The sequence below is a fragment of the Enterobacter sp. MGH 37 genome (assembly GCF_000534515.1).
Classification (GTDB): domain Bacteria; phylum Pseudomonadota; class Gammaproteobacteria; order Enterobacterales; family Enterobacteriaceae; genus Enterobacter; species Enterobacter kobei.
Window position 1 is genome coordinate 1768103 of the sequence record NZ_KI973206.1, and the last position, 13250, is coordinate 1781352.

Below are 13250 nucleotides of genomic sequence, written 5' to 3' on the forward strand. Positions count from 1 at the left end.
TTTATCCTTTTAGGAATTTGCTTAATGCTGGTAAACTTAGCTCATAACTGAGTGAAACTATTTCGTTTGGTATTGTGCTTTTTAAAATTCTAGGAAATGACTTATCAACTGTAAATCTTTCCATTTTAGAGAAGTAATATTTTGTATCTGAGTATTCTTGTATGTCTATATAGCCGTAATGGGTAAGTTTTTGGTGAAATAATTCAAATGCATCTTTGTGTGATAAGAGTTTTTCCCTTATCCGGTAAACGACGTCATTCAGTGATATCGCGTCTGCTTTATTTGAAACTACTCTATCAATTCTCATGATTACAAGTTCCCCAGTTTCAATACAATCTAATTGTTCTAAAGAAGAAATCGTAACGGTTGATGATGATATACCTGTTGCCTTTATTTCATACCATCCTTCTGCGTACATAAAATCTTGATCGCCTGCCTCGGCACCTGCCCAGCCATTAACTGCATATAGCTTAGAATCACAATTCTGCATGTAATATTCTAAGAATAATAATTCTCCTAAAAGTCCCTTGCGTATATGTTCCTCCATGAGTCCATTTTTTTGTGACTCCAGTAATCTAGTCCATTGTCGATAACGATTTATAACTAGAGCTAAAGAGTCATGTTCATTTTGTGCCGCACTTGAATATTCAATAATATCGCAACATAAAATTGCAAAAACATCTTGTTGAGCGTCATTTACTAACTCAAAGGTCAACAGCCAACGATTGTCACTCTCTCTATGACGACGACTAACAATCAATGATTTTGAAGATTCGATCGCTTCGATATCAGCATTGCATAATAATAATAAAGTTCTTTGGCTAATTGATTGATAACCAATATGCCACTCAAGAGGGTGCATTATATTAATCTGTAAAAAACCACCCTGTTTATAATCTATATCGTCCCATTGCTGTGAAAGTAATTCAGGTGTTAATTTCATTCGTCGTTTCCCTCATCTTCAATGAAATCATTATAGTCGCGCAGCTCAATTGGGTTGACCATATAATTAGCTGTTTTTTCTTTTCCATTTGCTGGGATGCCAATCCCTAAAGCAAAGAGATAGTCAGGGACTTTTATATTGCCTTCAATTTGACTTCTTGCTTTGTCAACTTCAATTACATGCAATATTAAAATAGGGTTTCGTGGTATGCATAAATATGCTTTGTCTGGGATATATTGGGCCTTAGGGTTATCGGTCCGAAATTTTATTTCGACTGATTTCTTTTGTTCTTCGGTCAAGCCAATTTTGGTTGCGCCACCGGCCCCCACACGCACTTTGGTTCCACTAATGCAGATTTGTGAGCCTGCAGCTTTAACTGTACGTGATTCTGGTTGAATCAAAATTTCTTGATTACCATAATTTAATGGATAAAAATGAGACCCACTACCTTGGGCGATGTGCACATCCCATTTTTCTAAATTTGAATCATCCCTTATGAAATCCGCAAGGGCAGCTCCTTGGAAATTAAGTTGCCAAGGATGAGTTTTAAAGTCTCGAAGTAGTTGTTCAACTTCGTCTTTATGTACATCCTTCCAGAAAAACTTCTCATCTTTCCTGGTAACCCTAACCCCATTCTCTGGCAACCTATTGATAAAATCTTTAAAAGTTTCCTCATTAATATTTAAGGACATTGTATCTGACTTCAATCGGGGAGTCTCAAGTAAACGTCCAGATACTGTTATTGGACGCTTCACGAAGGTCGCTGCTCTCATTTTGTTTTTCGCAGTAACTATAAGTGATGCAGGATCTTGACGAACTTTTAAACCAAAATCCATCGGTGTAAGATTTGCATTTTTCATACGTGCGACTTCTTGTTTTAACTCTTCGGCCGCTGCGGTTATGTATCCATACCAATCAATTGCTTCTGAGCTAATCCAAATCTTGAATAAATCATCATAATTAGGACGGTATCCAAACCATCTCCCCATTTGTAATAATGTATCATACATAATAGAACGACGATAAAAGTAACTAACGCATAATCCTTCGAGGGTTAATCCTCGAGATAAACTATTACCTCCAACCGCAATGACACGTAGCCCATCGTCTTTGTGATTAAAATAATCAAGTCCGGTTGAGCCGCTTTTTTGATTAACGGATCTTACGTCAATTGGTGCCACAGCTTTATAAAGATATTTACTTAAGAATTCATACCATGGCAGTGGATGTTTGGACGTGCCTGCTTTAAAAGCTAGCTCGTGTTTTTCCCACACTGTTTTAAGATAAGCGATGCTGGATATACCTTCGCTTTCTTCTTCAGACAAATTTGCATAGTTTTGTAAGTCAGAGCGTATCTTTATTATCCATTCCCCAGCCAAATCACGAATTTGATTTTGAATATTTGTGAAGCGACTAGTGTGAATCATCATGGAATGATGCTTGTTGGAATCTCCTCTTATATCGCGAATAGCAGTGGCTAGCAAAAAATAGGCCATTGCTTCTATCATGCTTGGCGGTAATGCTGTGACATGATGTTCTTTTTTATGATTAAAGGGAAAGAAATCATCCATTTCAGATGAATATATCGGTTCAAGAGCGGTTTTATATTTTGCAGGATACTGTTCATTCCCACCAAATATATTCTCTGCACCAATATAGTTTGTTGGAGGAGATAGCGTATAAATAAAATCACGCGGGAATAAATCATCGCCTGTCATCTCGTCAGCACTTTCAGGATCGATGAATATATTTGCATACGGTGTTGCTGTAATACCTAGGTAAGATGCCTGACGGAAAAGTTTCAACAAACTGCGTATCGCTTTATTAATTGCTGTAGGATCTTTTTCCGAATCATTTGTATTTACGGATGCATTATCAGCTTCATCATCAATCAGAAGTAATGACTTCGCAATTAAACCATTTGCATCAGCATTGTTACTTTTTAACCATCTATTTAGATTTGCAAGGATGCTTTTGTTTTTTTTGATGACAAACAAGACTGTATTATTAACACTTTGTAACGACAGGCTCATTTGACGTAATATATTTTTATCAAAATCTTTTATAACTGACGTGAATGATTCTATTCTTTTTTTATGCCCATGCTTACCGACACCAACTGGTATATTTTCAATATCCCTCTTAGGATTTAAAAGGTATTCACTTTTTCTTCCTGAGAACTCTTCATCAAGACGTTCTTGTGTTTGTTGACGAAGGTTTTCCATAGTACCCGCAAGGATAATTATTACATTATAACCCGTATCTGCAGCTTTATTACATATGGCAGTATAGTTGGCTGTTTTACCCGACTGTACATCTCCAATAACTAATCCTCTTCTTTGAAATGGCTCAGCATTTTTAGGATCACCTAGTAAATCAACAATCTCATCTGAGACACGATCAAGGCTACCTGTAACACGAGAATTCCAGCCTTTAGCCTCCTCTAGGTATGTTTTATAACGTTTCCAGAAATAGAAATCTAAACTAGCTCGCCTCGCTGGTAGCCACGATTTATGTTCTTGATTTTCATCAGTAATTGCTGTGCCTAAATCCATCTCAACAACGATTTTTTCTTCAAGTCTCCGCCTGAGCTTATCGAATTCATCATCACTAACAGGATATAAAGGTGCCATTAATTTTCTCAGTTTAGCAGCGATATCTGAAAATTGAGCTTCTGTTGGAGGGGTATTAGGGTATTCTTTGTTTGTACTGGAAGATATTATGCCTTCCAATTGTTCCATGTTACTTGCTGACATTTCAATGTTCCCCTTTATAATGTTCGATTAAATGAGGGTAGTGCATAAACGGTTCTGTAATGGTTAGCTGCTCTAACATATCATTTTTTGCTTTCCGTGTTGAAAATTGTTCAAGTAAACCTTTTATCATTAACTCAATCTCTTTGTCGATTAACTCAGATTCGTTTTTAATTTGTTTATCAGATGTTAAATCAAGATATAATTGATTGAATGGTATGCTGGATTCAATGGATTTTAGCAGCCCATCAAGATTTTTCTTTATTTTTTGTGAATCATTGAGAAATGTTTTTACTAACGGGTGGTTGCGATTTATCTTATAGAAATAACCATCGTTTTTCCCTTTGAAACGTTGCCAAATATGTACTATTGAATCGTTTGTTTCTCTTTTTCCTCGGAATTCCCATGTTCTTTTACTTTTTTCAGCAAGCCCTTGAATTATAGGCGCGAGGTTGTTACGAACGACCTCAGGTGGCATTGCTTTTGACTTTTTAATATCTAAAGTCCACATTGTGTCTAATTCGTTTGGAATATCAATTTGTACACGAGCTAATTTAGAGCATTCCCCTTGGCGCATCATCCTAAACCAAGTACCCCATATTAATAATCGTTTGTTTCTGTAAACATAAAAACCTTGGTTTTTTCTGAGACCATCTTTTCCACCAAGAGTCTCAATTTCGTTTTTGGTTAAATCTGAAATATGTGGAAGCAAATATGGACGAATAACTATTTTTGAATCTTCACATTGTAATGATTCGTCTGACATAATCTGAGTGTTTCGATGAGATAAAAATGGGTCTAAATAATTAATGGCGGTATTATTCATCCTAATGTTTATTTTTTTTAGACCCGACTCCCCGCTTAGGTAACGATGAAACACTAAGGATAGATGATTCCGAATGTCGTCCATTTTTTTGCCCATTGAACATTCAAAATTAAGCTCTCCTACATTAAGTCTATCCAGGTTTTGCCACACAACCAAGGTGCCGGACTTAATTTCTTTTAGCTTTTCAATGCGTGGAATTTTATTTATTTCATCATCGGATTCAAGAATTAAAAGAGACCAATCTTGAGTTTCAATTACATGGTCAATATCCCAGCGCCTTGCCTCTATATGTTTTCCCTGCTTCGTTGCCACTGTTAGGGTCCTGCACTGAGAAAGTGACGCTGTTTTCAAACCAAGCCCGAAACGTCCCAGATCATTTGCAGTGCGTTTGACGTTTGGATTTTGACTCCCATAACGCATAGCAGCATCTAGCTCCTGCGCATCCATTCCGCAACCATTATCCATTATAGCAATGTATGAATTTCCAGTCGGGAAGAAGAAAATATCAATCCAAGAGGCCTGTGCGGAGATACTGTTGTCAATGATATCGGCTACAGCGGCTTCTAAAGTATAGCCAATGGCTCGAGTTGATTCGATCAAAGTTGGTGCATATGGTGGCAAAGATATGCTCTTCATGTCAGACCCCAATGAAAAGATTCCAAAAAGGATTTTTTACGATAATAGGCTGATTTGCAAATATAAATTATCAATTGTTTGACCATGTTAGCACCAAACATTTTGAATGCTGATTATTCATATGTCGTAAAAGGTATTGAAGTCTTTATCCCTACAGAGAAGCTTGATGGACAGTGCTCCTCATACACTTTGCATAGAATATTAAGCTACTTGGGTCATAGAGCATTTTGCTTTGGATATATCAAAAACTAGCCCTTTTTTTACTCACCCCTTAAACACCTCTCTCCGATGCCACTCCACAAAACCCTCTCCCGGATGATTCCCTTTTACTAAAGGCAACGCAATCTGCTTCCCGACAAAATCCCAAAACAACAGCCCAACAACCCCATTCCCATTCACCGCCTCAGACACCAGCACCCGCATACTCTCATCTAGTCCAATCGATCCCTTATCAAACGCCTTATGATGAATCGCACACAGCGCCAGTCCGTTCGGGATCTCACACGGCCCGCCAAACTGCTTCCATTTAATATGCGCGGCTTCAAGTCCTACAGAGGCGTTATCATGTCGCATGTTAAACCCGCAGATTGCGCACTCGTAGTTATAAGCTCGCAGAACCTGCTGGCGGAACAGCGGATCGCGAACCTTACGGATTTGCTGAATATTAAAGCCCATCTCATCCGCGATCTCTTCCTGAATGCTCTCAGGAAAGTGCGCTTCGAGGATCTGCTGCGCGAGCGAGCCGATCAGGTTTTTGTTCTTACCCAGGAGCGCAAAGTGTTCTTCATCAAAACCTCCGGCGACCTTCTGTTCTACAAGTTCTTTAACAGGCGGTTGCTTACTGCCAGTGGTCGAACAGAACTCAGTGTTCTGAAGATCCCAAAATCCGTCCCCTTTGAGTCGCCAGAAGGGCATATTTGGGTAATGTGCCTTCCGCTGTGGGCCAAAGCGTTCTAACAGGCTAAGCAGCTGCTCGTGAACCTCGGTTCCGTAATCAAACAGTCGCGCATGTCCCTGCTGATAGTTCGCCAGCACGTACAGAAGCAATAAAGGCTTATGCGGCGCACGCTGCTCGCCTTTTCGCCAGATGGTGATGTCGGCAATTGCCTGTTCGAGAGTTTTGCTGGAAGCCATCGCGTTACGGAAGAAGGTAAATAATTGCGATGATGCTCGCAAAACCCAGACCAATCAACCCACAACCAACAAAAACATGACCTTACCGCAAAGAACTCTATTTCCTGAATCCCCCTCGCAAATTCCAAATTTACCCCACACCAAACTGCTGTATTTATATTCAGTCCTGTATAATGAGCACCAGAAATTACGCCGAACGGCAAAGGAAGTATCAAGGAATATTTAAAGAGAGAATTCGCGATATGAAGGTGCTGCAACACCCCCATACCGCTAACCACAACCAACTAGAATGGAGTTGAAAATGGCTGCGACGAATTTTAAGCCAGAGTTTACTGTTTGCAAAACAGAATCAGACGCTTTCACCGGCATGATTGAAAACCGCGAGCTGGTACGCAAAAACAGCGCCCGCCGCCTTCACGGCAACCCGCCCAACGCGGCACCCATTCATCCCCGAGCGGAAACGCCGCAGGACAGTGCCGCCTGCTGCGAACTGTATGCGCGCATAGACATGAAATACCTTCTGCTGGGCGGCGACTGGTTAACCCGTTCGGGCTTTATCAACGGTATGCCCGTAAAAATTCGCGTCATGAAAGACTGCATTGTGATCACGCCACAACATACAAGAGAATTATGGGGATGCCTGGAAGGCATGAGTGTGGTGAATATAAATAAGCAGAAAGTCGCGCAGTGGTTAAAAACGTTTCCGGGCGCGTTAAATGACACCGGCGATATTCCGGTCATTAAGCGCAACGCTTGATAAATATCCCGGCCCTGTGCCGGGATTATTATTTAAGCCGTCCTCAAAACACCGGCACCCCCAACCCAACCTTCACCTCCCTCAACGTCCCTTGCGTCACCCCCTGCGCCCGTTCGGTCCCGCGCTTCAGCATCGCCATCAGTTCCCCCTTATCTCGCATAAACATCGCCCTCCGCTCCCGCATCGGCGCAATCAGCTCCTGCAAACACCCCTCCAGCTCGTTCTTGCACGCCCGGTCACCCAGCCCGCCCGTCTGATAGTGCGCCTTCATCGCCGCCACTTTCTCCTTGTCCGGGTGAAACGCGTCGAGATACGTAAACACCACGTTCCCCTCAATCTGCCCCGGGTCGCTCACCTTCAGGTGGTTGGGGTCGGTGTACATCGCGCTGACCGCACGATGAATGGTCTCTTCGCTGGCCGAAAGGTGCAGCGTGTTGCCGAGCGATTTCGACATCTTGGCGCTGCCGTCGATGCCGGGCAGGCGGCTGGTGTCACTCAGCAACGCCTTACAGTGGCGCAGCACCGGGGCGGGAAGCAGGCTGTTCATCTTGTGCACAATCTCGTTGGTCTGCTCAATCATCGGCAGCTGGTCGTCGCCGACGGGCACGCACTCGGCCTTAAACGCCGTGATGTCCGCCGCCTGGCTGATGGGGTAGGCCATAAACCCGACCGGCAGCGAGCGGGCAAAGCCCTTCTGCGCAATCTCGTTTTTCACCGTCGGGTTACGCTCAACGCGGGCGACGGTGACGATGTTCATATACAGCATCGTCAGCTCGGCGAGGGCGGGCAGGGCGGACTGCAGGCAGATGGTAGTCAGGTTCGGGTCGATGCCCGCGGCGAGGTAGTCGGCCAGCACTTCGGGGATGTTGTCGCGGATTTTTTGCGGGTTGCTGCCGTTGTCGGTCAGCCCCTGCAGGTCGGCAATCAGCACAAACTGGCTGTGAGTCTGCTGGAGCGCCACGCGCTGGCGCAGCGATCCGACGAAGTGGCCGAGGTGCAGCGGGCCGGTTGGGCGGTCGCCGGTGAGGATGGTTGGTGCGTTCATAAAGACTCCTTAATGTGCAGTTGCCGAAAGGGGTCTTAGATGTGAGAAAGCCGCCTTTCGGCGGCTATCTGAAAATGGGGAAAACAACTCCGAGCCGCCTTTAAGAAGGCAGCCACCAGCGGTTTACGGTGAGCACGGCGTGGTTTATGTTCATCTCTTTACCGTATCACGTCCGGCGCGAAAAACAAAAGGGCTCATTATGATGCAATCATTCAATCACCTGACCCTCGCGGTCAGCGACCTGCAAAAAAGCATCACCTTCTGGCACGAGCTGCTGGGGCTGACGCTCCACGCCCGCTGGAATACCGGGGCCTATCTCACCTGCGGCGATCTGTGGGTCTGCCTGTCGTACGACGAGGCGCGCCAGTATGTGCCGCCGCAGGAGAGCGACTACACCCACTACGCGTTTACCGTGGCGGAGGCGGATTTTGAACCGTTCTCAAACAAGCTGGAGCAGGCGGGCGTCACCGTCTGGAAGCAGAACAAAAGCGAGGGGGCGTCATTCTATTTTCTCGACCCGGACGGGCACAAGCTGGAGCTGCACGTGGGCAGCCTCGCCGCGCGGCTGGCGGCGTGTCGCGAGAAGCCCTATGCGGGCATGGTGTTTACCTCAGACGAGGCTTGAGGCGCGCACCTTCAGCCTGCCCGCCAGCGTCACGTGCGTGGCGGCATCTTCCTGATTGCACAGGTACTCCACCGCCAGCCGTCCCAGCTCGCTGTAGGGCAGCTGGATACTGGTCAGCGGCGGAGTGAGCTGCTCGGAGATCTTCTGGTCGTCGTAGCCCGCCAGCAGCATGTCCTGCGGGATGCGCACGCCGTTCACCGCCAGCGCCTGATAGCAGCCAATCGCCAGCCAGTCGCTGGCGCAGAAGATGGCGTCCGGGCGCTCGGCCAGTTCCAGCAGGGACGTGGTGGCGGTAAAGGACTCGCTGAACTGCCAGTTGGTCTGGCGCACCAGGCCGTCGTCACACGCGAGTCCGGCCTGCTGTAATGCCGCCTGGTAGCCCGCGAGACGCTGGCGGGAGGCCTCCATCCAGCTCTCCCCGGTAATGTGGGCGATGCGCGTCGCCCCGCAGGCAATCAGGTGTTTAGTGACCTGAAAAGCGTTGGCGTAGTCGTCCGGAATAAACGACGGCAGCAGCGGCGAGCCGGGGTCGCGCTGGTTGAGCAGCACCAGCGGGATGCGGGTGCAGTCCTCGAAGGCCGTCATGTCCACCAGCGTGGTGACCGGAGACGCGAGAATAATCCCGATGCAGTTGCGCTTCTCCAGCTGGCGGATGATGTTCAGCGCCAACTCGATGTCGTCGCCGTAGTCGTAAACGGTGAGCAGGGTCTCGTTGCGCCACGCCGCTTCCCGCGCCTGGCTGATGGCGTCAATAAACGGGTCGAAGCTCTGCATGGAGCTGACCAGCAGGGCGATCTCTTCCTGGTTGCGCGGGGCGTGAACGGCGGGGAGGCGGTCGTAGCCGAGCTCGGTGGCGACGTTTATCACCCGCTGGCGGGTGTCGTCGCTGAGCTTGATGTTGCGGGACTGGTTAAGCACCAGCGATACCGTCGCCTGCGACACCCCTGCCGCCCGCGCAATATCGTTCATCGTCACTTTCGGTTTTCGCTTCATCCGTCCTCTCCCTTTCGCGAATTCGCATCATACCCTAACCGCGCGCTTACGCGCCGTCGATCACGTTTCTCATTTATCGAAGCGCGAACTTTGTGAAGGCCGTCGCTTTTCGGCGTGCCGTGATTTGCGCATTTAACCCGCAGCTAATATTTATTAGCTAAATATTATCAGTAAGAGGACGCGTAATGAAAGAGCAGTGGAGCAGGGAGCAGGCACAGGCGTGGTACGAACAAAAGGGCTGGCTGTGCGGGTTTAACTATTTGCCGTCGACGGCGGTGAACTGGACCGATATCTGGCAGGAAGAGACCTTCGATGCCGAGACCATCGACCGCGAACTGGGCTGGGCGGCGGAGGCGGGCTACAACACCCTGCGCATCAACCTGCCGTTTATCGTCTGGGAGCATGACCGCGACGGGCTGATGGCGCGCATCGACCGGTTTTTGACCATAGCCGACGGCCGCGGGTTCAGCACCATGCTGACCCTGATGGACGACTGTGGCTTCTCCGGCGACGAGCCGTACCTCGGCCCGCAAAAGCCGCCCGTACCGGGCAAGCACAACAGCCAGGCGGCGGCGAGCCCGGGGCGGGATAAGGTGTGCGATCCCGACTGCTGGCCGCAGGTTGAGCGCTATATCCGCGACGTTGTCCGCCAGTTCCGCGCGGACAAGCGCGTGCTGCTGTGGGATCTCTATAACGAGCCGGGTAACCGCGGCATTTTCGCGACGGGCACGCAGGAGGTGCAGTACGACGCGAAGCTGGAGATCTGCGCCCATGAACTGATGAAGCTGGCGTTCCGGTGGGTGCGTGAGGAGAACCCGACCCAGCCGCTCACCGTCTGCGCCTGGCGTCTGCCGCCGGAAGAGGAGGGCGAAACGTTCTTCCAGCATCCGCTGGACCAGACAGCGCTGGCGCTCTCGGACGTGGTGAGCTTCCACGCCTACACCCATACCGGGCGCATGACGGCGATAATCCAGCAGCTGCAAACGCTCGGTCGTCCGCTGTTCTGCACCGAATGGCTGGCGCGCCACGTGGGCAGCACCATCGAAGAGCAGCTCCCGCTGATGTATGCGGCGAAGGTCGCGCCGTACCAGTGGGGGCTGGTGCGCGGCAAAACCCAGACGTGGCTGCCGTGGCCGGTGGTGATGAAGGAGTCCACGGACTACTGCCGCCTCTGGTTCCACGACGTGTTTGAGGAAAACGGCATTCCGTTCTCACGCCGTGAAATCGCCCTGATGCAGCAGCTGCGCAAGATCGCCCCGAAGGCGCAGGACTAATAATATCGACCCGGCGGTCCACCGCCGGGCAACCAGGCAGGCATATAACAATGGCAATGACAATGAAAATACCGTCTCGCGAGTTGTGGTCTTATTTTGGTTATGGTTTAGGTCAGTGTTTTAGCTTTGGTTTAGTGGGTTCGTTTATTAACTATTTTTACACCGACGTGCTGGGCATTTCGGCGCTGGCGGCGAGTACCATTTTCCTGATTGCCCGCGCGTGGGACGCTGTTCACGATCCGCTGTTTGCCAGCATTATGGACACCATTAACAGCCGGTTCGGCAAGTTTCGCCACTTTTTGCTGATCGCCCCTTTGTTGATCACCGGCGTCACGCTGCTGTCGTTCTATAAAATTGAAGCGGACATGACCACCAAAATCCTCTACGCCGGGGTGACCTACATCCTGTGGGGGACGCTGTATGCCATCTCCGATATTCCGTTCTGGTCGATGTCGTCGGTGATGACCAACGACTCCGCCCAGCGCACCCGCGCGGTGACGGCGGCGATGCTCGGGGTGAACGCCGGGATTGCCTGCGCTAATATCTTCTTCCCGAAGCTGGCGGCGTTTTTCGCCCAGTACAGTAACGACAAAGGTTACTTTATGGCGGCGCTGGTGATGATGCTGGTGGGGCTGCCGCTGATGCTTAACGGCTTTATGCAGATCAAAGAGCGCGTGCCGCCGAGCCCGGAAAAGGTGACCATCCGCGATACCTTCCACAACCTGCGTCAGAACAAGCCGCTGTTTATCGTCCTGCTGTCGTTCTTCTTCTGCGTGTTCCATAACGTGGCGGGCGGGCTGTATATCTACTTCTTTATCAACAACCTGGGCGACGGCAGCCTGCAGATGGCGATTGGCGTGATGGGGATTGTCGCGGCAGTGCTGTGCCTGGTCGCCCCGATGCTGACGCGCCGGATGCAGAAGCGGAAGTTATTTATGATCCTCTGCGGGCTGGACGTGGCGGTGCGCGTGGTGATGTGGTTTGTCGGGTATCAGCAGGTGACGATGCTGTTTATCCTGCTCGGCCTGAGCACCCTGTTTGTGATGATGACCAACATCCTCACCTCGTCGATGATTGCCGACACCATCGAGTACGCGGAGTACCACACCCACAAGCGCTGCGCGGCGATCACCTTCTCCGGGCAGACCTTTACCGGCAAGATGTCGGTGGCGGTGGGCGGCGGGTTAATCGGCGTGTTCCTGACGATGATCGGCTACGTGCCGCAGGCGCAGATCCAGAGTGAAGGCGTGTTGTCGGGGCTGTTCTTCGGGATTTGCCTGCTGCCGGCGATAGGGTCGCTGATCCGAATGGGCTTTATGTCGCGCTTTACCTTTACCGAGGAGAAGCATGCGGAGATTTGTCGGCTGCTGGCAGAGCGGAACGCGTCTGCGAAAGCGCCGGGTGGCGGCTGCGCCTTACCCGGCCTACAGAAAATTACAGCGACTTCACAAACGCCAGCAGATCTTCGTTGAGCTGGTCCTGGTGGGTCAGCGCAAAGCCGTGCGGCGCGTTGTCGTACACCTTCAGCGTGGCGTTTTTGATCATCTCTGCCGCCAGCTTGCCGGTGCTTTCAAACGGCACGATCTGGTCGTTGCTGCCGTGAATCACCAGCGTCGGCACGTCGATTTTCGCCATATCCGGGCGGAAGTCGGTTTCGCCGAACGCGGTCACGCAGTCGATGGTGCCTTTCAGCGATGCCAGCAGGGCAATGTTCAGCGTCTGGGTCATGGCACCGGCAGAAACGGTTTGTCCGGCGTTGGTACCGTAGAACGGGGTGGCGAAGTCGCTGATGAACTGGGCGCGATCTTTACGCAGTCCGTCGCGAATGCCGTCGAATACGCTTTGATCTACACCCTGCGGGAAGGAGTCGGATTTACCGAAGATCGGCGTGACCGCGCCCAGCAGCGCCAGACCGGCGACGCGTGAGCTGCCGTAGTTATTGATGTAACGGGTCACGTCGCCGCCGCCCATGGAGAAGCCCACCAGCGTCACGTCGCGCAGATCCAGGGTGGTGATCAGGTCATTGATGTCGGACGCAAAGGTGTCGTAGTCGTAACCGTTCCACGGCTGATCCGAGCGGCCAAACCCGCGACGGTCAAAGGCGATGGCACGGAAGCCGCGCTCGGCCAGGTAGTTCAGCTGGCTGTCCCACATGTCGCCGTCCAGCGGCCAGCCGTGGCTGAAGAGAACCGGTTTACCCGCGCCACAGTCTTTGTAGTAAATCTGCGTGCCGTCTTTTGCCTTAAACGTTGCCATAGTGTGTT

General features: G+C 49.6%; 11 protein-coding genes. 4 read left to right on the forward strand and 7 right to left on the reverse strand.

Features of this window, described 5'->3' with window-relative positions; genetic code table 11:
* Position 1: 1 nt before the first annotated feature.
* From L383_RS02970 to L383_RS02955, 4 genes are all read right to left on the reverse strand, one after another.
* Positions 2-943: a PD-(D/E)XK motif protein gene (locus L383_RS02970; RefSeq protein ID WP_023331915.1), complete on the reverse strand. Its 942-nt coding sequence runs from the start codon at positions 941-943 to the stop codon at positions 2-4.
* Entirely contained in the window at positions 940-3699 is a 2760-nt protein-coding gene (locus tag L383_RS02965; protein ID WP_023331916.1) for a Z1 domain-containing protein, read from the reverse strand. The genes L383_RS02970 and L383_RS02965 overlap by 4 nt, the downstream gene beginning before the upstream one ends.
* Position 3700: 1 nt before the next feature.
* On the reverse strand, positions 3701-5158 hold the full coding sequence (locus L383_RS02960) for an ATP-binding protein (RefSeq protein WP_023331917.1): 1458 nt from the start codon (positions 5156-5158) through the stop codon (positions 3701-3703).
* Between the two features lie 264 nt (positions 5159-5422).
* Entirely contained in the window at positions 5423-6292 is an 870-nt protein-coding gene (locus L383_RS02955) for a phosphorothioated DNA-binding restriction endonuclease (protein ID WP_023331918.1), read from the reverse strand.
* Between the two features lie 301 nt (positions 6293-6593).
* Here L383_RS02955 and L383_RS25735 point away from each other — a divergent pair, with 301 nt between their 5' ends.
* Positions 6594-7049 carry a SymE family type I addiction module toxin gene (locus L383_RS25735; protein WP_023331919.1) on the forward strand — a complete coding sequence of 152 codons (456 nt, stop codon included), beginning with the start codon at positions 6594-6596 and terminating at the stop codon, positions 7047-7049.
* A gap of 43 nt (positions 7050-7092) precedes the next feature.
* Here the strand turns inward: L383_RS25735 and trpS are convergent, their stop codons facing one another.
* Positions 7093-8094 (reverse strand): tryptophan--tRNA ligase, encoded by a 1002-nt coding sequence (gene trpS / locus L383_RS02950; RefSeq protein ID WP_023331920.1) that lies wholly within the window; start codon positions 8092-8094, stop codon positions 7093-7095.
* A 199-nt stretch (positions 8095-8293) separates the two neighbouring features.
* Between trpS and fosA the strand changes: the two genes are divergently transcribed.
* Entirely contained in the window at positions 8294-8719 is a 426-nt protein-coding gene (gene fosA / locus L383_RS02945) for a FosA/FosA2 family fosfomycin resistance glutathione transferase (protein WP_023331921.1), read from the forward strand.
* Here the strand turns inward: fosA and L383_RS02940 are convergent.
* Entirely contained in the window at positions 8705-9712 is a 1008-nt protein-coding gene (locus L383_RS02940) for a LacI family DNA-binding transcriptional regulator (protein WP_023331922.1), read from the reverse strand. The two genes, fosA and L383_RS02940, sit on opposite strands and share 15 nt — an antisense overlap.
* Before the next feature lie 185 nt (positions 9713-9897).
* Here L383_RS02940 and L383_RS02935 point away from each other — a divergent pair, with 185 nt between their 5' ends.
* Positions 9898-10986 carry a cellulase family glycosylhydrolase gene (locus L383_RS02935; protein WP_023331923.1) on the forward strand — a complete coding sequence of 363 codons (1089 nt, stop codon included), beginning with the start codon at positions 9898-9900 and terminating at the stop codon, positions 10984-10986.
* A gap of 50 nt (positions 10987-11036) precedes the next feature.
* Complete coding sequence (locus L383_RS02930) at positions 11037-12458, forward strand: MFS transporter (RefSeq protein WP_023331924.1); 1422 nt, start codon at positions 11037-11039, stop codon at positions 12456-12458.
* Here the strand turns inward: L383_RS02930 and L383_RS02925 are convergent.
* Positions 12421-13242 carry an alpha/beta fold hydrolase gene (locus L383_RS02925; RefSeq protein WP_023331925.1) on the reverse strand — a complete coding sequence of 274 codons (822 nt, stop codon included), beginning with the start codon at positions 13240-13242 and terminating at the stop codon, positions 12421-12423. The two genes, L383_RS02930 and L383_RS02925, sit on opposite strands and share 38 nt — an antisense overlap.
* Positions 13243-13250: the final 8 nt, after the last annotated feature.